Annotated in this window: 18 protein-coding genes; 13 read left to right on the forward strand and 5 right to left on the reverse strand. The window is 52.1% G+C overall.

The features are described from left to right. Positions 1 to 399 precede the first annotated feature (399 nt). The 4 genes from H6F86_RS09780 to H6F86_RS09795 all read left to right on the forward strand — a co-directional run bounded on the left by H6F86_RS09780 (position 400) and on the right by H6F86_RS09795 (position 7,112). Positions 400 to 1,056, forward strand: a complete 657-nt coding sequence (locus tag H6F86_RS09780) for a Uma2 family endonuclease (protein WP_190448420.1) — start codon at positions 400 to 402, stop codon at positions 1,054 to 1,056. 73 nt (positions 1,057 to 1,129) lie between these two features. Then, positions 1,130 to 3,901, forward strand: coding sequence for a valine--tRNA ligase (locus tag H6F86_RS09785; RefSeq protein WP_190448421.1), 2,772 nt, complete (start codon positions 1,130 to 1,132; stop codon positions 3,899 to 3,901). Between the two features lie 110 nt (positions 3,902 to 4,011). Further along, entirely contained in the window at positions 4,012 to 5,550 is a 1,539-nt protein-coding gene (locus tag H6F86_RS09790) for an NAD(P)/FAD-dependent oxidoreductase (RefSeq protein WP_190448422.1), read from the forward strand. Positions 5,551 to 5,768: 218 nt separating this feature from the next. Beyond that, a complete protein-coding gene (locus H6F86_RS09795; RefSeq protein WP_190448423.1) occupies positions 5,769 to 7,112 on the forward strand; it encodes a DEAD/DEAH box helicase in 1,344 nt (447 codons plus the stop codon). A gap of 40 nt (positions 7,113 to 7,152) precedes the next feature. On the opposite strand, the gene rsmG is transcribed toward H6F86_RS09795, so the two are convergent. Together rsmG and H6F86_RS09805 are read right to left on the reverse strand one after the other, a co-directional pair. Then, entirely contained in the window at positions 7,153 to 7,989 is an 837-nt protein-coding gene (gene rsmG, locus H6F86_RS09800) for a 16S rRNA (guanine(527)-N(7))-methyltransferase RsmG (protein WP_190448438.1), read from the reverse strand. Between the two features lie 194 nt (positions 7,990 to 8,183). Beyond that, a complete protein-coding gene (locus tag H6F86_RS09805) occupies positions 8,184 to 8,870 on the reverse strand; it encodes an energy-coupling factor ABC transporter ATP-binding protein (RefSeq protein ID WP_190448424.1) in 687 nt (228 codons plus the stop codon). 275 nt (positions 8,871 to 9,145) lie between these two features. On the opposite strand from H6F86_RS09805, the gene H6F86_RS09810 reads away from it, so the two are divergent. Continuing rightward, entirely contained in the window at positions 9,146 to 10,078 is a 933-nt protein-coding gene (locus tag H6F86_RS09810; protein ID WP_190448425.1) for a Sll0314/Alr1548 family TPR repeat-containing protein, read from the forward strand. 156 nt (positions 10,079 to 10,234) lie between these two features. Here the strand turns inward: H6F86_RS09810 and H6F86_RS09815 are convergent, their stop codons facing one another. Continuing rightward, positions 10,235 to 11,890, reverse strand: a complete 1,656-nt coding sequence (locus H6F86_RS09815; protein ID WP_190448426.1) for a hypothetical protein — start codon at positions 11,888 to 11,890, stop codon at positions 10,235 to 10,237. Positions 11,891 to 12,246: 356 nt separating this feature from the next. Between H6F86_RS09815 and H6F86_RS09820 the strand changes: the two genes are divergently transcribed. From H6F86_RS09820 to H6F86_RS09840, 5 genes are all read left to right on the forward strand, one after another. After that, entirely contained in the window at positions 12,247 to 12,603 is a 357-nt protein-coding gene (locus H6F86_RS09820; RefSeq protein ID WP_190448427.1) for an iron-sulfur cluster assembly accessory protein, read from the forward strand. A 149-nt stretch (positions 12,604 to 12,752) separates the two neighbouring features. Beyond that, a complete protein-coding gene (locus H6F86_RS09825; RefSeq protein ID WP_190448428.1) occupies positions 12,753 to 13,175 on the forward strand; it encodes a tetratricopeptide repeat protein in 423 nt (140 codons plus the stop codon). 15 nt (positions 13,176 to 13,190) lie between these two features. Continuing rightward, entirely contained in the window at positions 13,191 to 13,772 is a 582-nt protein-coding gene (locus H6F86_RS09830; protein ID WP_347240110.1) for a Ycf51 family protein, read from the forward strand. A 138-nt stretch (positions 13,773 to 13,910) separates the two neighbouring features. Then, positions 13,911 to 15,113, forward strand: coding sequence for an iron-containing alcohol dehydrogenase family protein (locus H6F86_RS09835; protein WP_190448429.1), 1,203 nt, complete (start codon positions 13,911 to 13,913; stop codon positions 15,111 to 15,113). Then, complete coding sequence (locus H6F86_RS09840; protein WP_190448430.1) at positions 15,110 to 16,321, forward strand: aspartate aminotransferase; 1,212 nt, start codon at positions 15,110 to 15,112, stop codon at positions 16,319 to 16,321. Before H6F86_RS09835 ends, H6F86_RS09840 begins: the two co-directional genes overlap by 4 nt. 103 nt (positions 16,322 to 16,424) lie before the next feature. On the opposite strand, the gene hemB is transcribed toward H6F86_RS09840, so the two are convergent. Both hemB and rpiA read right to left on the reverse strand, forming a co-directional pair. After that, positions 16,425 to 17,408 (reverse strand): porphobilinogen synthase, encoded by a 984-nt coding sequence (hemB, locus tag H6F86_RS09845; protein WP_190448431.1) that lies wholly within the window; start codon positions 17,406 to 17,408, stop codon positions 16,425 to 16,427. Between the two features lie 331 nt (positions 17,409 to 17,739). Then, positions 17,740 to 18,453, reverse strand: coding sequence for a ribose-5-phosphate isomerase RpiA (gene rpiA / locus H6F86_RS09850; protein ID WP_190448432.1), 714 nt, complete (start codon positions 18,451 to 18,453; stop codon positions 17,740 to 17,742). A 190-nt stretch (positions 18,454 to 18,643) separates the two neighbouring features. Between rpiA and H6F86_RS09855 the strand changes: the two genes are divergently transcribed. The 3 genes from H6F86_RS09855 to ndhD1 all read left to right on the forward strand — a co-directional run bounded on the left by H6F86_RS09855 (position 18,644) and on the right by ndhD1 (position 23,894). After that, positions 18,644 to 19,642, forward strand: coding sequence for a tetratricopeptide repeat protein (locus H6F86_RS09855; RefSeq protein WP_190448433.1), 999 nt, complete (start codon positions 18,644 to 18,646; stop codon positions 19,640 to 19,642). A 351-nt stretch (positions 19,643 to 19,993) separates the two neighbouring features. Then, positions 19,994 to 22,075 (forward strand): NAD(P)H-quinone oxidoreductase subunit 5, encoded by a 2,082-nt coding sequence (locus H6F86_RS09860; RefSeq protein ID WP_190448434.1) that lies wholly within the window; start codon positions 19,994 to 19,996, stop codon positions 22,073 to 22,075. A gap of 217 nt (positions 22,076 to 22,292) precedes the next feature. Next, positions 22,293 to 23,894, forward strand: a complete 1,602-nt coding sequence (ndhD1, locus tag H6F86_RS09865) for a photosynthetic/respiratory NAD(P)H-quinone oxidoreductase subunit D1 (protein ID WP_190448435.1) — start codon at positions 22,293 to 22,295, stop codon at positions 23,892 to 23,894. Positions 23,895 to 24,126: the final 232 nt, after the last annotated feature.

A 24,126-nucleotide genomic window follows, 5' to 3' on the forward strand; every position in this document is an offset into this window, starting at 1 on the left:
AGGAATATAGATCCCCAACTTCTTTGTTCAGTCTCACTATGATTTGCTAAATCTGATTCAGAAGTCGGGGATCTGACACGGAGACTTAAAAAATGACAGTGACTTACGCTAACTCCTTGACATTGCTCAAGGCACACTTGGCTGATTATCAACCACAGCTAGAACGAGCGATCGCGGCACTCAATACGCTATAGACGGCTAACCCTGATTCAGAAGACTTTTCGGATGCGTTAGCAGCATTGCACGTCTCCGCCACAATTCTTGAACCGTATTCGCAGATCATGGTAGAAGCAATTAATCAATACACGGATCATTTGCCCGACGATCATTGAAGCCGTGCGATCGCGCTTCGCCTTACAGATGCGTTAATGGAGACAAGCGCATTTCTACGAACGATTCATGGCAAAAGCACCGAAACCCAGCGAACAACGAGTCGTGCTGGAAAAAGTAAGCTGGCAGCAGTTTGAAACACTACTGGCAGAAATGGGCGCAGAACGATCGGCTCGCTTCACGTTCGCTCGCAATCGCCTGGAACTAATGACACCACTGGAGGAACACGACCGCTGCCATAAGCTCATCGAGTCGCTGATCCTTGTGCTGGCAGATGAAGGGGCACTGCGTGTGGAAGGCTACAAGGCACCCACATTGAAGCGTCCTGATTTGGGCATCGCGATCGAACCAGAGACCGGTTACTACATCCAACACGCTGCGGCAGTGCACGGTAAGAGGGCGATCGATCTTGCGGTCGATCCACCACCCGATTTAGTGCTGGACGTTTCCTTTAGCCCGCGTACAAGTGACAGGCTTGCGCTCTATGCCGCGATCGGTGTCGCTGAAGTGTGGCGCTACGTTAGTCAACTCGGTGATGATTTTCTCAAAGGAACCTTGCAGATCTATTGTTTAGAGGGCGATCGTTACGTTGAAGCGACTCATGGGCTGGCGTTTCCATTTTTGCCCGCTGGTCGAATTCTGCAATTTATTGATGAAAGCGATGCGCTGGGGCTGATGACCGCCCTGCGATCGCTCCGGGAGTGGCTACAAAGCATTCCTAAGTGAGGCTATCAAGGGGCACATCCTAACCGCGCATCGTGGCAGAATGTATCAAAGTTAAATACACGCAGCTTCTCCCATGACCGCCGCAACCCCCAATTTGCCCAGCCAATATGATCCCGCAACCGCCGAAGCCAAGTGGCAGCAATTATGGGAAGCCAACGACGTATTTAAAGCTGACCCCAATCATCCTGGTGAACCCTACTGCGTGGTGATTCCGCCGCCTAACGTGACGGGCAGTTTGCACATGGGTCACGCCTTTGAGCATTCCTTAATTGATGTCCTGGTGCGCTATCACCGAATGCTAGGGCGCAACACTCTCTGGCTACCAGGCACTGACCATGCCAGCATTGCAGTCAGCGCGATTCTCGATAGAGAACTGAAGGCGCAGAGCAAAAAGCGGCAGGATGTTGGTCGAGAAGCGTATTTAGAACGTGCCTGGGCATGGAAAGAAGAATCGGGCGGCACGATCGTCGGTCAACTGCGACGGCTAGGGCTTTCGGTGGACTGGTCACGGGAACGGTTCACGCTGGATGAAGGGCTATCTGAGGCAGTGCTAGAGGCGTTTGTCAAACTCTATGATGAAGCGCTGATTTATCGTGGCAAATATCTCGTCAACTGGTGCCCTGCCACGCAATCCGCTGTGTCTGACCTTGAAGTCGAGAACCGGGAAGTAAACGGGCATCTGTGGCACTTCCGCTATCCGCTCACCGATGGTTCTGGCTTTGTGGAAGTGGCAACCACACGACCAGAGACAATGCTGGGCGATACAGCCGTTGCGGTGAATCCCAACGACGATCGCTATAAAGCCTTTGTTGGCAAAACCCTGACGCTACCTCTCGTGGGTCGGCAAATCCCCATCATTGCGGACGAGTATGTGGATTCCACCTTTGGGACAGGTTGCGTCAAAGTTACCCCTGCCCACGATCCGAATGACTTTGAGATGGGCAAGCGCCACAACCTGCCCTTCATCAACATCATGAACAAAGACGGTTCTCTGAATGAGAATGCAGGCGCTTTTCAGGGGCAAGATCGCTTTGTCGCCCGGAAGAATGTGGTTGCACAGCTAGAAGAAGGCTTTCTGGTCAAGATCGAGGACTACAAGCATACGGTGCCCTATAGCGATCGCGGTAAAGTGCCCGTCGAACCGCTGCTCTCTACTCAATGGTTTGTCAAAATTCGACCGATGGCAGATCAGACGCTGGACTTTTTGGATCAGCAGCATTCGCCTGCCTTTGTGCCCGATCGCTGGACGAAAGTCTATCGCGATTGGCTCGTCAGCTTGCGGGATTGGTGCATTTCGCGTCAACTCTGGTGGGGGCATCAAATTCCTGCCTGGTATGCCGTCAACGAAACAGACGGCGAAATTACGGACGATACGCCTTTTGTAGTGGCGAAGAATGAAGCGGAGGCACAAGAGAAAGCGATCGCCCAGTTTGGAGCCAATGTGCAGTTGGTGCAAGATCCCGATGTACTCGATACCTGGTTCTCATCAGGGCTGTGGCCCTTTTCGACGCTAGGCTGGCCTGAACAAACAGCAGATCTGGCACGTTACTATCCCACCACAACGTTGGTGACGGGCTTCGACATCATTTTCTTCTGGGTTGCCCGCATGACCATGATGGCAGGACACTTTACCGGACAGATGCCCTTCCAGACCGTTTACATTCACGGCTTGGTGCGGGACGAAAACAACAAAAAGATGTCCAAGTCGTCTAACAATGGCATTGATCCACTCTTGCTGATCAATAAATATGGCACGGATGCTCTCCGCTACACGCTGATCCGCGAAGTAGCCGGAGCCGGACAGGATATCCGTCTGGAGTACAACCGCAAAACTGATGAATCCGCCACTGTGGAAGCGTCCCGCAACTTCACCAACAAGCTGTGGAACGCTTCTCGCTTCGTACTGATGAATTTGGAGAGTTGGGAGTCTGGAATCGGGAGTCGGGAGGCGCAGTTGTCTACCCCCCATTCCCCACTCCCTACTCCCCACTCCCTCGAACTCGCTGATCGCTGGATTCTCTCTCGCTTCCACCAGGTCACGCAGCAAACCCGCGACCAAATCGACAATTTCGGGTTAGGCGAAGCCGCCAAAGGTCTCTATGAATTCATCTGGGGTGACTTCTGCGATTGGTATATTGAACTAGTCAAACCACGGCTATTAGGCGATGATGCTGAGTCGAAGCGCACGGCTCAAAACGTGCTGATCTTTGTTTTGGAAGGCATTCTCAAGCTGCTGCATCCCTTCACGCCACACATTACTGAGGAGATCTGGCACACGTTGACGCAAGCAGGCGACGATCGCTATCTAGCACTGCAACCGTATCCAGAAGTAGATGCCAGCCTGATCGATACCGAACTGGAACAGCAGTTTGACTTGCTTATCGGCACCATTCGCACCATTCGCAATTTACGTGCCGATGCCGAAATTAAGCCAGCGGTGAAAGTCACCGCCATTTTGCAGACGGAGAGCGATCGCGAACAGCAAATCCTCACCGCTGGACAGGCTTACATCAAAGAACTGGCGAAAGTGGAAACCCTGACCATTACGACTATTAATGATGCAGCGCAGGTAGACACCGATGCATCCCAGGCGATCGCAGGCGTAGTCGGTACTGTACAGGTTGTGATTCCGCTGGCAGGTGTCGTTGACCTTGGGGCACAACGTACTAAAATCGAGCGCGATCTCAAACGGGTGGAGGCTGAAATTCAGTCCCTCTCCGGTCGTCTCGGCAATCCTGGCTTCGTCAACAAAGCCCCTGCGGATGTCGTGGAAGGCGCACGGGCAACGCTGGCAGAAGCCGAAAAGCAAGCAGAGATTCTGCGCGATCGGCTTGGCAAACTCTAGTTTCCTAACGGCCTAAAAGCTGACCGCTGACCGCTGATCTCCACCTTGCTCTGTAGCTCGTTACAATGCCAAAGGCGTTTCTTGGCGGCATTTAGCAGGATAAATCGAGCATGTCGAAACAGATTAATCCTAGCGAGTATGAGGTTATCGTCATTGGCAGCGGCATTGGTGGTCTGGTTGCAGGATCGCTGTTGGCTCGTTATGGCAAGCGAGTCGTGGTTTGTGAGAGCCACACGATTCCGGGCGGCGCGGCGCATAGCTTCTCGCGACAGGGCTTTGAGTTTGATTCAGGGCCGTCGTTTTACTGCGGTCTGAGCGATCGCCACTCGCTCAATCCATTACGACAGGTGTTGGATGTGTTAGGTGAAACGGTGCCCGCGATCGCCTACGACCCAATGGGGCATTACCACTTTCCTGAAGGCTCCTTCCCGGTTTACGGCAATGTCGATCGCTATCGGGAAGCGATCGCGCAAATTACACCGCAGGGTGCAGCAGAATTAGCTCGACTCGAAAAACGGCTGCTGGGTTTGTATGACGCGCTGCGAGGCATTCCTACTTTGGCGTTACGGGCAGACTTCAATTTGGTGCCTGTCCTTCTGGGTCGCTATTTGCCTGCCTTGTTCAAACTTCTGCCCCAACTCGGTGCCGTCCAAAGCTCAGTTGCCGACTTAATGCGCGACCTGCATGACCCCTGGTTACGACGCTTGATTGATTTAGAATGCTTTTTGCTTTCTGGTCTGAAAGCCGAGGGGACGATCGCACCCGAAGTTGCCTTCATGTTTGGCGAACGGACGCGATCTGTGGTCGATTATCCCATCGGTGGCAGTGGCGCAATCGTGCAAGCATTGGTACGAGGCTTGCAAAAATGGGGCGGTACGTTACGACTCGGTACTCATGTGGAGCAGATTTTGGTGGAAGCTGGTAAAGCGGTGGGGGTGCGCTTGCGAAATGGTGAGATCTTGAAGGCGGCGATCATCATCTCCAACGCCACTGTTTGGGACACGTACAATCACCTATTGAAACCGGACGCTTTACCCGCAACCTATCGTCAAACAGCCTTAGCAACCCCCGCTGTCGATAGCTTTATGCATTTGCATCTGGGCATTCGGGCTGACGGGTTGGAGCATCTCACGGGACATCATGTTGTCCTGCACGATGCCAAACAAGACATCACCGTTCCGGGCAACACCTGCATGATCTCTATTCCCTCTGTATGGGACGCTACTCTCGCTCCACCAGGTCATCATGTTGTTCATGCCTACACTTTAGAACTCTACACCGACTGGCAACGAGATGGTGACTATGCAGAACGCAAGCAAGCACGCGCAGAACCCTTGTTTCGAGCGTTAGAAAAAGTCATCCCCGATCTGCGATCGCGCATCGTTTTAGAACTAATCGGTACACCGCTTACCCATGCCCGCTACCTGCGCCGCCATCAGGGAACATATGGTCCTGCGATCGCGGCTGGTCAGGGCATGTTTCCCAGCACCCAAACGCCCATTCTCGACTTATACCGCGTTGGCGACAGCACCATGCCTGGAATTGGTGTCCCTGCGGTCGCGGCATCTGGCATTCTGTGTGCCAACAGTTTAGTGAAGCCGTGGCAGACGGAGGAGTTGCTGAAGGTGTTGAAGCGAGTGAGGCAGTAAGAGTCGGAAGTGGGGTGTGTTGGGAGTAGAGGTTTGAGGGTAGAGCAGTGGGCGATCGCAACTCGGCAACACAAAAAGCTACACTCTGCTAGAATGCAAAGCTGTGGCATTCGCTTCCAGTCCTAGCGTCACTGCCTTTTCAGCCCTTCAAAATTTTGATCCGTCCGCCTAAGACTGACGCTGCTAACGGCGGGGGCTGATGCTATTACTGGAGCCTTATGTCGTTTTCCAATCTCGGTCTTTCCGATGCCATTCTCCGCGCCATTACAGAGCGCGGTTATACCGAACCTACACCCATTCAACTGCAAGCGATTCCGGCTGTGCTATCCGGTGGTGACTTGCTAGCGGGTGCTCAAACGGGTACTGGCAAGACGGCTGGTTTCACACTGCCAATTTTGCATCTTTTGTCAGAAAAGGGCGATCGTTCGTCTGTGTCTAGCAGTCAGCCCAAGAAACGATCGCCCATCAGAGCGTTAATTCTCACTCCCACTCGTGAACTGGCTGCACAGGTTGAAGAAAGCGTGCGCGTGTACGGCAAGTACGTGCGGCTCACCTCAATGACGATCTTTGGTGGCGTGGGGATGAATCCACAGGTGCAACGCCTCAAAGGTGGTGTTGACATTCTCGTAGCGACCCCAGGGCGGTTGCTCGATCACGTGCAGCAAGGAACGGTGGATCTATCGCGTGTTGAGATTCTGGTGCTGGATGAAGCCGATCGCATGTTGGATATGGGCTTTATCCGCGATATTCGCCGCATTCTTGCCCTCTTGCCCAAGCAGCGGCAAAACCTGCTGTTCTCTGCAACGTTTTCCAGCGATATTAAAGCGTTTGCGTCTAGCCTGCTCGATCGCCCAACGTTGATTGAGGCAGAGCGCCGTCATCTTACTGCCGATACTGTCGCGCAGAAAGTGTATCCCGTTGATCGTGAGCAAAAGCGCCAACTGTTGACTCATCTCATCAAAGAACACAACTGGTTTCAGGTTTTGGTCTTTACTCGTACCAAGCACGGAGCTGATCGCCTGGTTAAACAGTTGATGGACGATCGCATTCCCTCACTGGCAATTCATGGCAACAAGAGTCAGGCGGCGCGTACCCGTGCACTGGCGAAGTTCAAAGACGGTAGCTTGCAGGTGTTAGTCGCTACTGATATTGCGGCACGCGGCATCGACATCAGCGATCTCCCGCACGTTGTCAACTTTGAGCTACCCAACGTGCCTGAAGATTACGTCCATCGCATTGGTCGTACGGGGCGTGCGGGTGCCGAAGGCGAAGCAGTCTCGCTGGTTTGTGTGGATGAACTAAAACTGCTGGCAGATATTGAACGGCTCATCAAGCAGCCCTTACCGAGAGAAATCGTTCCAGGGTTTGAGCCAAACCCCCACGCCAAACCAGAACCGATTCAGAACGGACAGCGTGGACAAGCCTCTCGCAGCAAACGCCACGATCGTGTCCCCTCTCGATCGCCCCAAGCGGTTGCTCCCCCACGTACTGCCCGCCATGTGGATGGTGAACGACCTGGTGCGCGATCGCCTGTCTCCCGTCGCCCTAGTGGACGACATTAGAGTTACACCATTGCGTAAGGGCGATTACGAAGGATCGCCCTTACGCAATGGTATCCAGTTCCAACCCAAGCGGCTTCTGCGCTGGAATGCCGATCGCCCGTGGAAATTCGTTTGGGGTGGGTGCGATCTTTTTCAAATAGATGCAGTGACGATCGCCCTGCGTTAGCGGAGTTGTAAAGGCTTCGATCGCATCTATCTTGCCACCCAGAACAGCGACTGCCGCTTCCAGGGATGTAGTTTCAGCCTCTGACCACTGTCCTCGATAGAGCACTGCACAGCCACCAACTTTTAGCAACGGTAGCGCATACTCTGCACAGACTGGTGCTGCTGCCACCGCTCGGATCAATGCCAGATCATAGGCTTGCCGCCGGAGTCGTTGCCGTCCCACTTGCTCGACCCGCTCTACTAACGTTGTGGCATTGGTAAGCCCCATGTGGGCAATCACCTGATCAATAAAGGTAATTTTTTTGCGCGTTGCATCTAGTAACGTGACCGTCCAATTGGGTTGAGCGATCGCCACAGGCAAACCTGGAAACCCAGCACCCGTGCCAATGTCGATGACCTTGAAAGAGGTGAAAGGTGAGAGGTGAGTTTTATCTTCCTCCTCTGCCGCCCCTGCTTCCCCCGCTCCCTCTGCCCCCTGCCTTCTGCCCCCTGCCTTCTGCCTTCTGCCTCCCGACTCCCAATCTTCGTGCAAAAAACGCTGCACTCCTCGCAGCGAATCCCACAGATGTTTCTCCCAAAACTCTGCTGGCTCTGTAATGCGCGTGAGATTAAACTGACGATTACCAGCCAGCGTCAGGGCATAAAGCTGTTGAAACTGCGCCTGTTGATGTGCTTCTGGTTGCCAACGCAACGTTAATTGCCATTCCTCCATTGGAGGTAACAGGGGCGATCGCAGGTCAGGCGTAAGGGTTGTAGTGTGCGGTTTCCTTTGCCTCGGCGATGTTGTGAGGGTCTCTACCTCTGCGCCCCCCTTATGCATCACAGCCTCTTTCCCTTCCCCTGCTTCTTTCTCTTCCCCTGCTTCCTCTGCCTCAGCCCAGTTCAGCTCCTCCACCCCTTCATCCCTCATTCCTCACCCCTTCCTGCTTCTACGATTTTTTTGCGCGTTTTTTTAAGCTCATGCGGTTGCACTGCGGTTAGTTCACCATGATTCAATGTCCAGCACTGGTCAGCAATATCTGCCAGTTCTCCGGCATCGTGAGAAACAACGAGCAAGCTCCAGTGTGCTTTAAGCTTTGCCAGTAGACCAATCAACTGTTGCCGCATTGACCAGTCTAAGCCTGCGGTGGGTTCATCTAACAGCAGCAGGTTTGGTTGGCGAATGAGCTGCACGGCGAAGGCAAGACGACGCTGCTGTCCACCACTAAGGGCATTGGGCGACGTACTGAGGGGTAAATGGGTGAGTCCGACTTCGGTGAGGGCTTGCTCGATGCGATCGCTCGTCAATTCTGGATGCCCCAGCCTCAGTTCTTCTAGAATAGTGCCACCGCAAAAGTGGCGCTCTGGAAACTGAAAGACCAGACCACTAAGCTGTTGCAGTTGGAGTGCGATGAGTTCCTGGTCACGCCAAAAGATGCCACCACTTGTCTTTTCTGCCAGCCCAGCCAAAATTTCTAGTAGTGTACTTTTGCCTGATCCACTGGGACCGATCACTAAGCTCATCTGCTGCGGGGCAATCTGAAAATTGACGGCTTTAAGAATAGCAGTGTGGCTGGCAGTGGGATGGTAGGTCAGGTTTTTGAGCTGGAGCATGCCGTTCGTCAAAAGAAGAGAGCGATCGCGTAAAGACATTGCCGGAACTTGCAGGCAGCCACAGCGTCAGAGCGTATTACTTGGGTGAGCCAGGTAACGACTGCCGCCCCAACCTGCACAAAGGGTTCTTAGGCTGTGTCCTTACTCTGTAGAAACTGCCTTCGGCACAGGGTTTTGTCCTACCACTCTAACTAACTTGGTTCCAAGTTAGTATTAGTTTTTTGATTACTGCTTTCTTGAACCGTGCTTTCTTAAACCCGATTAACTGGAATGTTATGGCTGTTAAGTTGACTACCCTTTCGCAAATTACTCCCAGCCGTGTGCTGCGTGTTGCCAGTGCGACACTTGTTTCCTTGAGCCTGTGGGCGAGTCCCTCCCTGGCAAAAGATCCGTTTCGGACGACGAATGCCAGACAAATTGGCGATCGTACCGAAGCTGCCTTCAAAGCTCTCTTTGAGCAAGGGAACTATAAAAAAGCTGATTCGTTTGCACAGAAAGCAGACCCAAGAGATCCGCTGACGCAAGCGCTCCGAGCTTCACTGGCATACATCAACTGGGATGGTGAGAAGGATGAAGCGAAAAAGTCTGCACAGCTAGAGGTGTTTAAAACCTACGCGACTCAGACTCGGGAAGCTGCCGCAGACATGGTTAGCAAAGACCCTTTGCGCGGCAACCTTTACCAGGCAGTCGGGCATTTTCTAGAAAGTGCTTATATCTTCAGCAAAGACGGCACAGTCAAGGGCACACCGCGAGCGCTGGGTGAAATTCAGCAGGCGTTTAAGTATCTGGATAACGCTGAAAAAATTGATTCAAGCGATCCAGAGTTAAACTTGCTGCGGGGCTATATTGATTTGTTTGTCTCGCTCAACTTGCCGTTTTCTAGCCCGACCGATGCCATCAATCGGTTGGATAAATATGCCACTCCCCGTTACCTGGCTCATCGGGGCATTGCTCTGGGCTATCGGGACTTAAACCAGCAAGCTAAGGCATTAGCTGCCGTCGATAGCGCTCTTAAAGCGACACCCAATAATCCGGATGTACTTTATCTAAAGGCGCAAATCCTTGTGCGTCAGGGCGACAATCGGGGTAGTATTGCCTACTTTAATCAGGCGCTCACTAAGCAAGAGCAACTGCCGCCAGGATTAGTTCGGCAAATCAATCGGGAGCGCGATCGGGCGCAAAGTCGTCTGGGTAATGCGGGTCAGTAGAGCGGTCGCCCTTCAAGCATCAACGTTGCGATAGGCTACCAATGCACTCATTCATCCTCAGAGCTGAGGGAAACAGCTTTGTTTAAAGTGCCTCAGCTCGAGGAGATTTAAGACGAGTGCAATAAGGCAATCAGTGATGCCAACCCGCAGCAACACCTAAAAATCTGCCGCTAACCGAAGCTGGAGTGTACCTAAGCCCAGGTCTTTTGCTGTTAAGGAACGTGCCTCAAACAGCGCCACCATGTCCTTAAATTGAGGCTTACCACGGCTGGCTCCAGTTAGTCCCGTAGCAACAATTAAACCGCAACAGCCATTTGTCTTCTTGCAGCGCTGATCCCACTTTTTGCGGGCAGCAATATGGGTGGGGTCGTCGTCACCAAATTCACCAAACAGGTGCAGGTCGCCATTACCTGTTTGAAACAGTCCTAAGTCGTAGTGTTCGCTATCAAAGGGGTCGGCACCTGGGTTGAAACAAATGGCTTGCAGTCCGCCTGCTGCCTTGATCGCGCCGATTAAGGTCTTTGCCTTGGGTCGCGAAGTCTGAATCATAACCACGGGAAACCCATCGCCTGCCGCTTTTACCTCGGTCATTGGTTGATGCTCTGCCATGCCCGATCGCAGTAAGTCCAGCATGTCCCACGGCACTACACCTAGACTCAGAAAGGAGTTTTCAGGTACCAGATCGTCTCGTACAGCAGGAAAGCTTCCGTCGTCATCGTCTGCATCAGTCAGCACCAGCAACTCGGCAGCCAGATCGGGCATGGTGGACACCTTGATCGCGATCGTCGCTGTTTTGGTTGCCTCATTTGCTGGTGCATCGGCTGTTACCTCAGTTGGTAGAGGAATGCGATAACGACTGCTAACGACAGGAAAGGTATCTGGCTCAAACTTGGAGCGGTGCTGGCGCATGAAGCGATGGAATGCTTCTAGGACAACCATTAGCGCCATTGCCTCTTCGTCATACAGAAAGGAACGTAACCCCTCAAGGGGATGCAGATTGCCAAAGACAGGCTCGATCGCGTCGATCGTCGGCACAATGGACAGATTCACCCCCTCTTCCTCGTCACCTTCGTTCTCAAACGTGACAAATAGGCAATCTTGTCCTAAAAACGCCTCCTCCATGTCTTCCAGAGACTCATTCGTCAACACACGTTCCCGAAAACGCTGGAGTGATTCAAGCGAACGATAGAACAAGACACCAAACTCCATGCCTAACATCCCCATAACGGAGGCGTAAAGCGTGTCGATATCCCAGCGATTGACCTCGATCGCCAAGATTTGATGATCGGCAAAGATATCCCACGGTGCATCATGCCAAAGTGCGATCGCCTTTTGCGTCAAGGCTTCAGCATATTGGGGTGGCAGTTGGGGTGGGCGGCTACTTACCGCATCCTGAAACCCACGAAAAATTTCGTCAATGAGCGGCAGTGAGGGCACATAGTCCAGCGTGATGTCTAGATCTTGCAGTACCCCTCGTAGATAAAACAGCAGTTCGCGATCGCTAACCACAATTTTCTGAGGACGTGCCGGACTGTTCGGGTTGTGCGGATGCTCCATTGCCCGGAGAAGGGTGCGTACAACAGCCTCTGAGCCTGTCTCTGGTGTGACCACATCCATCGCCCGCACCATGCCTTGCGAACCATCCACCCAAAGAATACACTCACCATTTGGTTCTGAACCAGCGCCAGCATCCGTCCAATCGGCGCTTGAGGGCATCCCAGATACCAGCGGACGACGATCGCCTTCCCAGACACTAGCAATCTGCGGTAGTTGCTGAAGGCGGCGATGGGTAGAAAGGTTGAGCGCAGTCATAAAAAATAGAAAGCTTGTTTTAAAGACTGGTATGCCAAATGCCAGCCAGCCTAGACTGATTTGGCAGCAGCTAATTGGCAGCAGATATTCATCTTAAACACTAATCCGGTTCCTACTGCTGTTTCGTCTCTTGCAGTTTGGCGCGCAATTCATCTCGTCGTGCGATCATCTTGTCATGCGACCAACGGCTAAGGTGGTAATGACCTTTGCCGGTCTCCAGATCACAGAAATCTCTCTTCCTAACCAGTCGCCTCTCTTCAATAAGATGCATTACCCCGGTGTGATTTATCCCTGATAGTATGGATAGATAGGTATGAACCCTTGGGATTGAACACTGGCAAGGAGCTTTATCAGCAATGACGCAAACAGCGCAATCGCAACGGCAGGGCATTCTCATGACAGATGCCGCTCTGAACCACGTGTTGCAGCTTCGAGAAAAGCAGGGGCAGGATCTATGCCTGCGTGTTGGTGTGAGGGGCGGTGGTTGCTCTGGGATGTCTTACACCATGAACTTTGAAGATGCTAGCAACATTCAGCCCACGGATGAGGTTTATGACTACGAGAGCTTTAAGGTTGTATGCGATCCTAAAAGTCTGCTCTATCTCTACGGTTTAGTGCTTGATTATAGTGATGCGCTGATTGGCGGTGGTTTCCAATTCACGAACCCAAATGCTGATCAAACCTGTGGCTGCGGCAAATCGTTCTCAGCGTAGCTTCTTTAGTTGTTGGCGGTTAGTTTTTAGTTTTTAGTCTGAACTTGCTAACAGCTAAAAACCAACAACGCTTATAGTTGTTAGCGGTTAGTTTTAGTCTGAACTGCTGACAACTAGAAACTAACAACTAGTAAATCTCTTTCCTAACTATGACTCAAACTGTTGATGCGCTCTTTGATGAAGGTATTGAGCGCTACAAAGCAGGCGAAGCGCCCGAAACGCTGATTCCTGTCTTCAAAGAAGTCTGCGATCGCTCCCGCAAGAGTAGCTCTGCCTGGACGTGTCTTGCATGGCTGTACTTGTTGGTTGAGAAGCCTGCTCTGGCATTTGAAGCAGCGCAAAAAGCGGTCAAGCTTAACCCACAAGACGCACAGGCACGGGTCAATCTGGTGCTGGCGATGCTAGAAACCTCTAAAAAAGGGGTTCGGCAGCACATTGAACTGGTGCAGCAACTGGTGATGGCAGTGCCAGAACTGCGCGATGAAGTAGCACAAAATATTGAGGATGGCTTTGTACGCAAACCGGGCTGGCAAAGCTTGGAGCGGGTCAAAGCTTGGGTTTTTGAAGCTTAAATTGTCTGTTGAAGCTTGGTCTGTCTTAGCCTTATTCGCCGCTCCATTCGTCCCTACGTCATGTTTGGTCTTTCACTGGTTACGATCGCAATCTGGTCAGGGTACTTTACCCTCTTCTCTGCTGCTTTGATGGTATTGGGGTTGTTGTTAAAGTGGGGGATCCGGTTTCGGCTAGTTGGCATCACGGGCTTTATGGGCGTGTTGACGGGCGGTTTGTTTGCACTGGGTTTGGGGCTGCATGATCGCCCTCAGATTCCAGGTGCCGTCAAATTTACCCGCGTCTTTGACTCTGGAGCCTCTCAGGTGGTGATTGTGGTGCCTGCCACTATTACTGAAACGGCGCTGGATGCCACTTTACGGCAGGCTGCGGTAGACCTTTATTCGTCCGGTCGGCTGTCGCAGGGCGAGTCAACGATGACGATCCGTGCCCGTGCTTTATTGCACCCAGCACCGGGGGTTTCTCAACCTGTGTATCTGGGTCAGGTTAAGCCGTCGTTGCTGTCTCCTACTGATAACGAGATGGTCGTCGAAATCGACCATGATCAGTTTGCCCGCTTACCGAAACCATCCACTTCTGCACCATCTGCCGGAGCTTAGAAGACGAAAGGCTTTGGGTGCTTACTCTAGACTGACAAAAAGCTAGACTGACAAAAAGCACTTGTAAGTGCGTCAATTGCCATCTCAAGTGTTTGTCAGTGCTTTCACGTTCGTTCAGTGTTTCAACTCCACGCTGCTATGTCTACAACACTTTTACAACCGCTGCTCACGATCGCTCCCGCGCAGGTGTTACGCGGTAGAGAGTTGCTGGTTCAGTCGGGTCGTGCAATCGCGCGGCTGGGTCATTGTCCGCTGGTGATTGGCGGCAACCAAACGCTTGCTATAGTGAAACCGCAGTTGCAGCCAGTACTGGAGCGCGAACAGTTGTCGGTTGCCTGGATGTCTTACAGCCCTGATTGCAGCGAGACAACGCTGTCAAACCTCTATCAGGCAGTGGTTCAGCATCAAGCAGATGTGGTGATTGGCATTGGCGGCGGCAAAGCACTGGATACTGCCAAGCTGGTAGCCCATCAGCACCAGCTTCCTGTTGTGACGATGCCCACTTCAGCCGCGACCTGTGCTGCCTGGACAGCGCTTTCTAATGTGTATTCCGACGAGGGTGCCTTTCAGCATGATGTGGTTTTATCACGCTGCCCTAACCTCCTAGTGTTGGACTATGGATTAGTGCAAACAGCTCCTCGTCGCACTCTGGTTGCTGGCATTGGAGATGCGATCGCCAAATGGTATGAGGCGTCGGTGAGTAGCGGTCATTCTCAACAAACGTTAATCATCTCAGCCGTGCAGCAGGCACGAGTGTTGCGCGATCTGTTGTTTCAAAAAGCAGCGATTGCCCTGCAAGAGCCAGGTGGAGAAACCTGGCAGGAAGTTGTGGATGCTACGGTGCTGATGGCGGGCGTGATCGGCGGATTGGGTGGTGCCCAGTGCCGTACGGTTGCGGCTCATGCTGTACATAATGGCTTGACACACCTGCTTGCCAGTCACGGTACGCTGCATGGTGAAAAAGTCGCCTATGGGATTCTGGTGCAGTTGCGTCTAGAGGAAATTGTGCAGGGCAATCAGCTTGCAGCAACGGCGCGTCAGCAGCTCCTGAAGTTTTACAGCGCGATCGGGTTGCCGCAAACCCTGTATGACTTGGGGCTAGGAGCGATTTCGCTCGCCGATCTCCAGCAAGCCGCAGACATTGCCTGTGCTCATAGTTCTGACATTCATCGCCTCCCTTTCGCAGTGGAGCCAGCGCAGTTGATGGCAGCAATGGTGTCAACCACCGCAGAGGTGAGGAGAGAGGAGAGAGGAGAGAGGAGTGAACAACCAGCCCCTCTCCCTGCTACTCCCCATTCCTCACCTCTTACCCCTAGCTCCACTAACGAGGTGACAGCATGAACCTGGATTGGATTAAGCCTGCTGATCGTCTGGGGTCGTTGCCTCCTTACGTGTTTGCTCGTTTGGATGAACTGAAAGTGCGTGCGCGTGAGCAAGGGTTAGACCTGATTGACCTGGGGATGGGCAATCCTGATGGACCTACGCCACAGCCTGTTGTTGAAGCGGCAATCGCGGCGCTGCAAAACCCTGTCAATCATGGCTATCCGCCTTTTGAAGGCACTGCCAGCTTTCGGCGCACGATTACGGATTGGTACTATCGTCGTTATAACGTCAAGCTTGATCCCGAAGGTGAAGCGCTGCCGCTGTTAGGTTCTAAAGAAGGCTTAACCCATCTCGCTATCGCGTATGTGAATCCAGGCGATCTGGTGCTGGTGCCCAGCCCGGCGTATCCAGCGCACTTTCGGGGACCACTCATTGCTGGAGCAACCATTCATAGCCTGATCCTCAAGCCTGACAACGGCTGGCTGATTGATGTGGCAGCGATTCCTGAGGCAATCGCCCAGCAAGCCAAAATCCTTTACTTCAACTACCCTAGCAACCCAACGGCTGCGACTGCTCCCCGCGAGTTCTTTGAAGAAATTGTTGACTTTGCCCGCCACTACGAAATTTTGCTTGTCCATGACCTTTGTTACGCGGAGCTTGCTTTTGACGGCTATCAGCCAACTAGCTTGCTCGAAATCCCTGGCGCAAAGGAGATTGGGGTCGAATTCCACACGCTTTCCAAAACCTACAATATGGCTGGCTGGCGCGTTGGCTTTGTTGTCGGCAATCGCCATATTGTCCAGGGCTTACGCACCCTAAAGACTAATCTGGACTACGGCATTTTTGCGGCACTTCAAACAGCGGCAGAGACAGCTTTGCAGCTTCCTGATGTCTATCTACATGATGTGCAGGCGCGGTATCGTACCCGTCGCGATTTTCTCATTGAGGGGCTGGCAGAACTGGGCTGGACAGTGCCGAAACCAAACGCCACGATGTATCTTTGGGTGCCTTGCCCAGTAGGCGTTGGCTCTACAGATTTTGCGCTGTCAGTGTTGCAAGAAACGGGTGTGGTGGTCACGCCTGGGAATGCGTTTGGCAGCGGTGGCGAAGGGTATGTCCGCGTGAGTCTCATTGCAGATTGCGATCGCCTCAGCGAAGCCTTGCGCCGCTTTAAGCAAGCAGGCATTTGTTACAAACCGGGCACGCTGGTTGCTAGTTCTGATTGATGGACAATGTTCTAGATTGGTTGCCTAACCTTTTGTAGGGACGCTACATAGAACGTCCCTACAAAAGGTTAGGCAACATATTTGAGGCACGACCCTCATTAAGCTAGGCGCTTAACCAACGGGCAGCAGCTTTGGCGTGATAGGTCAGGATCATATCGGCTCCGGCGCGTTTGAAACCCGTCAACGTTTCCATCACTACGCGCTGCTCATCAATCCAGCCGTTGAGGGCAGCAGCTTTGACCATCGCATATTCACCAGAGACGTTGTAGGCAGCAACAGGTAGATTGGTTGCTTCCTTCACGCGCCAGATGATGTCCATGTATGCCAGAGCAGGCTTCACCATCAGCATGTCGGCACCTTCAGCAATGTCGAGTTCGATTTCTTTGATGGCTTCGCGACCATTGCCAGGGTCCATCTGATAGGTGCGACGATCGCCAAACTGAGGTGCAGAATCCGCCGCATCCCGGAACGGACCATAGTAAGCTGAGGCGTACTTGGCAGCGTAGGACATAATCGGCGTGTCTTCAAACCCTGCCGCATCTAATCCCGCACGAACTGCCTGCACAAACCCATCCATCATCCCAGAGGGCGCAATAATGTCGGCTCCTGCTTGAGCCTGGGAAACCGCCGTTTTCTTGAGCAACTCTAGGGTGGGGTCATTCAGCACTCGTCCGCTCAAATCGCCTACTTGTAAGTAGCCGCAGTGACCGTGGGCAGTATATTCGCAGAGGCACGTATCGGCAATAACGAGCAGGTCAGGAACAGCTTGCTTGACCGCTGCCGCTGCTTTTTGCACAATGCCATGATCGTGCCATGCACCTGTGGCATCCGCATCTTTATCAGCAGGAATACCAAATAGGATGATGGCAGGAATGCCCAAGTCATAGACTTCCTTCGCTTCTTCCACAATTTTGTCTACTGAAAGCTGGAAGACTCCGGGCATAGAGCTTACTTCTTTAGCAATGCCCTCACCTGGTACAGCAAAAAGTGGGTAAACGAGGTCGCTAGTGGTCAATACCGTTTCGCGTACCATTCGACGAAGCTGGGGATGGCTGCGAAGGCGACGGGGGCGCTGGTTTGGAAACATAGGATTGATGCGGCGAGAGGACAAGGGAATGAGCGGTCAGCTATCAGCGGGCAGCAGTCAATGACTCAATGGTGTGGTGAAGTTGGTCATTGATCGTGATTTGTGGATGACTTACCAAAAGCGTGTGAGACTCAAAGCGTATCAAACTCAAGCTGAACGCTTTCTGCTGATTGCTGACAGCTTTAAAAGTCTAAAACGTTCTGTAGTTCCTTACCCAAGTCTTTCGTTACGTTGTGTTGCAAGGAAAGCGAGGGCAGCACTCGGTGACACATCGTTCGCTTGTTAGCCGTCAGCCGTTAGCTTTCAGCCGTCAGCTTTCAGCCATCATCCCTTAAAACTCCCTCACAGATGGCTTGCCATCAACGACTTCACCGACCAGCACCAAACTGGCAACGCCAACAAACAAGCCATTTTCAAGTACGCCAGGAATGTTGTTGAGGGTTTTCTCCAACTCGGCAGGGTTGTCAATGCCAGCATCAAATTTTACGTCGATAACAAAGTTGCCTTGATCGGTGATGACGGGACCCGCTTTTTTGACACCCATACGGAGCTGAGGTTTGCCGCCCAGTGCCGCGATCGCCTTCACCACAGGACTCATCGCCATGGGAATAACTTCTACAGGCAACAGAAAGGTTGTGCCGAGTTTATCGACTAACTTGCCGCCATCAACGACCACAATGAATTGATCGGCAAAGGCATCAACAATCTTTTCCTGCGTATGTGCTGCGCCGCCGCCTTTAATGAGGTTCTTCTGTGGATCGACTTCATCGGCACCATCAATCGCCAGATCAATGCGATCGACTTCATCCAGCGTTGTGAGTGGAATGCCATACTCCTTTGCCAGCACGATCGCCTGAAACGATGTACTTACACCTTTAATATCTTTTAGGTCGCCACGTTTAAGGCGATCGCCCAACGCCTGAATTGCAAAGGCTGTCGTTGACCCAGTGCCCAGTCCTACAATAGAACCTGACTGCACACGCGCAGCGGCAGCCTCACCAACTTGCTTTTTCGATTGTGTTGTCGGGTCAAGTTCAGTGCTCATAGGGGCATCTTGGAGTAGTGAGTTGTTAGAAAGGATAAAGGATGAAGGATAGCTAAAAAGCCAATGGTTGAAGGAGCCAGGAATCCGAAGTCACATTTGGAATTTAAAACTCAAATTTTAATTATTAATCCTGCATCCTTTAGCCTTTCCTTCTGCCTTCGTCAGTCTACTATTGATGGGCGATCTTCCTATGAGTTGGCACGAAGATTTTTCTGAGACAGACTATCAGCAATACTGGCATCTGACACCCGAAGCGCGGGTGCAACTGTTGGCTGATGAGCAAACCACTGAGGGCTTGCAAACCCTTCTGTTGTATCAGCAAGGGCAGCAGGCGTTGAATAGTGGTGATGTCAACACGGCGATCGCCAGTTTTGCTGAGGCTTTGACGCTTAGACCGGGCTGGCAAGAGGTTTGGATCGGTCATGCTGCTGCGTTGCTGCAGGCGGGTGAGCCAGCAGTTGCGATCGTCAGTTGCGATCATGCGCTAGAGCTAGACCCAAATGCGGCTGAAGCCTTGAGTTTGCGGGGCAAAGCGCTCTACCACCTTGGACGCTCTGAAGAGGCAACTAAAAGCTGCGATCGTGCCCTAGAACTAAACCCTGACGACTATCAGACGTGGAGTATCCTCAGCGATGCCCTTAGCGACCAGGGACGCTACGAAGCCGCAGTCGTAAGTTACGACAAAGCGCTGGCGTTGAAACCGGATGAACCCTTCACCTGGGGCAGCAGGGGCGCGGCACTGCAAAAGCTGGGGCGCTATGAAGAAGCGGTTGCCAGCTATGACAACCTCTTACAAGTAGAGCCAAAACGCCACAAACTTTGGCACCAGCGCGGGCTGGCGTTGCGAAAAATGCGTCGCTTTGATGCTGCGATCGCCAACTTTGATGAAGCGCTCACCCTTCAACCTGACTTTTACCCCGCGACTCGTAGCAAATTGTTCTTGCTGCTGCAAACGGGACGACTCTTTCGCTACGTCATGGGCAGCAAAACATTAGCAGAACAGGCGAAAGTGACCAATGACCTGCGGAATGTGCTTGACTCTCTGATCAAAACAAAACTGCCAACGCTGGTTGTTATCGCACTGGTTGTTCTTTCCAGCACCCATAGCCGAGTAACCGCGCTAACGATCGCGGGCATCTTCCTGCTCATTGCCACGATTGGCGGTTTCATTACAGAAGCTAAACGCTAAGGAATAGCAGGTTAAATAGTTTCCCTGGCGATCCCGTATATCTGGGAATTTCTCTTACTGATTGATAGTGCTTAGACTGATAACGCTTAGAGATTCTAAGAGAGCGTCAATCCAGGGCAAGCGAAACTTGGCGCACCTTTGTCTTAATCATGTCTTTATCTGCACATGGCTACTGCAAGTTCCCTTTATGAGGCATCCTGCTGAGAGTCGTTTTATTACTGGGTTTGGGCGTGTTAAATCGTAGGAAAGCAAGAATGTTGTGTTCGCACCCGACAGTTTCTTGTTAAGTGTGTGTCACAATGTAAACGGTTTTCCCGACCATACGAAGCACTTTAACCATAGGCATGAGCAATGGAAGCAATCTATCAGTACGCCTGGCTGATTCCAGTCTTGCCGCTGGCTGGCGCAATGATTGTAGGCTTGGGGCTAATCTCCTTCAACAAAGCGACGAATAAACTGCGGCAGGTTAACTCAATTTTTCTCGTCTCGTTGATTGGGGCGACGTTGGTGCTATCTGGGGCACTGTTGTGGAGCCAGTGGAATGGGCACGCTCCCTACACCCAGATGATTGAGTGGGCATCAGCGGGCGATTTCCATCTCCGCATGGGCTACACCATCGACCACCTTACTGCTCTCATGCTGGTGATTGTGACAACGGTGGCATTCCTTGTCATGATCTACACCGATGGTTACATGGCGCATGACCCAAGCTATGTGCGGTTCTACGCCTACCTGAGCCTGTTTAGCGCTTCGATGCTTGGTCTGGTGCTGAGTCCAAACCTGGTGCAGGTCTATATCTTTTGGGAACTGGTGGGGATGTGTTCCTACTTGCTGATCGGCTTTTGGTTCGATCGCAAAGGCGCGGCTGATGCATGCCAAAAAGCGTTTGTAACGAACCGGGTCGGTGACTTTGGTTTGTTGCTTGGTATTCTTGGACTTTACTGGGCAACGCAGAGCTTTGATTTTGCAACGATCGGCGAGCGGCTGCAAGATCTGGTAGAAACGGGTGCTCTTAGCGGTGGACTCGCAGCACTCTTTGCCATTCTGATTTTCTTAGGACCTGTGGCGAAGTCGGCGCAGTTTCCGCTTCATGTATGGCTACCGGATGCCATGGAGGGTCCAACTCCGATTTCAGCGCTGATCCATGCAGCGACGATGGTGGCGGCTGGGGTCTTCCTAATTGCCCGGATGTTTCCTGTGTTTGAAGGCATCCCAGTTGTGATGGATGTCATCGCTTACACAGGTGCGTTCACAGCATTTTTGGGAGCATCGATCGCCATCACCCAGAACGATATCAAGAAAGGCTTGGCTTATTCCACCATGTCGCAGTTAGGTTACATGGTCATGGCAATGGGCGTAGGGTCCTACAGCGCTGGTATGTTCCACCTGATGACGCACGCTTATTTCAAGGCAATGCTCTTCCTGGGATCGGGTTCGGTCATTCATGGAATGGAGCATGTGGTAGGGCACAACCCGGCATACGCTCAGGATATGCGGTTGATGGGCGGCTTGCGGAAATATATGCCCTATACGGGCGTCACCTTTTTGATTGGGACGTTGGCGATTTCGGGGATTCCACCGTTTGCAGGCTTCTGGTCAAAGGACGAGATTCTCGGTAATGCCTTTGCGGCAAACCCAGTGCTGTGGGGTGTCGGTTATCTGACAGCGGGAATCACGGCATTCTATATGTTTCGGATGTATATCTTGACGTTTGAGGGTGGGTTTCGGGGCAATGATGCTACGGCACGCCAACTGATCAAGGTCGAGCAACTGCAAGCCCAAGGTCTAACCTTTGGTCCCGGTGCTATGAACCCTCAAGAACTGACGTTGGCGGCTGATCATCATCACGCTGAGAGCGCACATGATGACCATGAGCACCACAGTGAATCGCCTCACGAATCGCCGTTTACGATGACGCTGCCGTTGGTGATTCTGGCAATACCATCCATGCTGATTGGGCTGGTAGGCACACCGTTTGCAAACTACTTTGAAGCCTTTATTCATGCTCCTGGCGAAGCGGTGGAGCTTGCGGCAGAGGGTGGCGAAAACCTGAATGAGTTTCTTGTTATGGCAGGTAGCTCAGTCGGCATCTCGCTCCTTGGTATTTCGCTGGCGATTCTGATGTATGGGCAGAAGAAGATTAACCCAGCGGCAATCGCTGCCAAGATTCCTACGCTTTATCAGCTATCGAAAAACAAATGGTACTTCGACGATATTTACCACAATGTTTTTGTTCTGGGCAGTCGTCGTTTAGCGCGGCAAGTTCTGGAAGTCGATTACAAAGTGGTCGATGGCGTTGTGAATTTGGCAGGGTTAGTAACGCTGCTAACTGGTGAATTGCTCAAGTACGTTGAGAATGGCCGTGCTCAGTTCTATGCACTGATTGTGTTTGCAGCGGTGCTTGGTCTAGTGATCTTCTCTGGCATAGCTTAAGAAGTTGTTAGCGGTTAGTTGTTAGTGGAGAGAGGCAGATACACTACTCTAAAACCTGGCAGCTTGACGCTAACGAGAATTGGGCTGTGGCTGGCGGTCTCTGAGTGACAAACGCTTGAGTTGCCTTTCAACGAGTTTCAGCCAATGTATGTCTAAGCGCTCAATTCAACGCTTTAGAAACCTGTTCTAATAACTAACAACTAATAACTGGTTACTGATGCTTACTGCTAATTTCCCCTGGCTAACGACTAGCATCCTGTTTCCGATCGCAGCCTCGCTGTTGATTCCCTTCATCCCTGACAAGGATGGTAAGACGATTCGCTGGTATGCCCTTGTCGTAGGGCTGATTGATTTCGCAATTCTGGTCTACGCCTTTTATAACTATTACGATTTCTCCACCTCAGAGATGCAGCTTTTTGAGAGCTATACCTGGGTGCCTCAGCTAGACCTGAATTGGTCTGTCGGTGCCGATGGGCTGTCAATGCCGCTCATCTTGCTGACGGGCTTTATCACAACACTGGCAACGCTGGCGGCGTGGCCTGTCACGCTGAAGCCGCGCTTGTTTTATTTCTTGCTGCTAACGATGTACGGTGGGCAGATCGCTGTTTTTGCAGTCCAGGATATGCTGCTGTTTTTCCTGACGTGGGAGTTGGAGCTTATTCCAATTTATCTGCTGCTGTCGATCTGGGGCGGCAAAAAGCGTCATTATGCAGCGACGAAGTTTATTCTGTATACGGCTGGGGGATCGCTGTTTATTCTGCTGTCAGCGCTGGGGATGGCATTCTATGGCGATACAGTCACCTTTGATATGCGATCGCTCATGCAAAAGGACTTCCCCCTGACCTTGCAGCTTTGGTTCTATACCGGGTTTCTGATTGCCTACGCGGTGAAACTCCCCATCATTCCGCTACACACCTGGTTGCCTGACGCACATGGTGAAGCAACGGCTCCAGTGCATATGTTGCTGGCAGGCATTTTGCTGAAAATGGGTGGCTATGCCCTCATTCGGATGAATGCGGAGATGCTGCCAGCGGCACACGCAACAGTGGCACCAGCACTGGTAATCCTGGGTGTCGTCAACATTATCTATGCGGCGCTGACTTCATTTGCCCAGCGAAACCTCAAGCGCAAGATTGCCTACTCTTCGATTTCGCATATGGGCTTTGTGCTGCTGGGGATTGCCTCCTTTACCGATCTCGGTCTCAGCGGTGCCGTGCTGCAAATGGTGTCTCACGGTTTGATCGGTGCCAGTCTCTTCTTCCTGGTCGGTGCTACTTACGATCGCACCCACACGTTAATGCTGGATGAAATGGGTGGTGTGGGTCAAAAGATGCCAAAGATCTTCTCCATGTTTACCGCTTGCTCGCTGGCATCTTTAGCGTTACCGGGTATGAGCGGTTTTGTTGCCGAACTAATGGTATTTGTTGGTTTCGCGACTAGTGACGCCTATGCTCCGCCCTTCAAGGTGCTAGTGGTGATGCTGGCGGCGGTTGGTGTAATTCTCACGCCAATTTACTTGCTGTCGATGCTCCGCGAGATTTTCTACGGTCCTGAAAACAAGACGCTCACATCCCACGAGCAGTTAATGGACGCGGAGCCCCGTGAGGTGTTTATTATCTCAGCGCTGCTGGTGCCGATTATCGGGATTGGGCTTTACCCCAAGCTACTCACGCAGATTTACGATGTGAAGACGCAACAGCTAACAGCTCGGCTCCGCGAGCAAGTGCCGTCTCTGGCTCAAAAGACACCAACGGAGACAATCCTTCAGGCGTTCAAGCCAGAACTGCTTAAAGCACCGACACTCGATCGCGTGCAGTAGTGCTCTTATGCTGATAACGCATTAAGGCTGAATACTGCCTTTTACAATCCTAAAAATCTCTGGTTTTGTTGACCGACTAGTGTTGAGAACCAGAGATTTTTTCTTAGTTGCTGCATAAATTAACGTGAGTTCGACGAACAGAAATTGACACAAGAAAAGCTGAGACTGGTTTTGAAGTAACGGTCTCAGCTATGGAAACCATCGTATCGCGTCTGGATATTGCACACCTTTT

The organism is Phormidium sp. FACHB-592, assembly GCF_014695795.1.
Classification (GTDB): domain Bacteria; phylum Cyanobacteriota; class Cyanobacteriia; order Leptolyngbyales; family Leptolyngbyaceae; genus Stenomitos.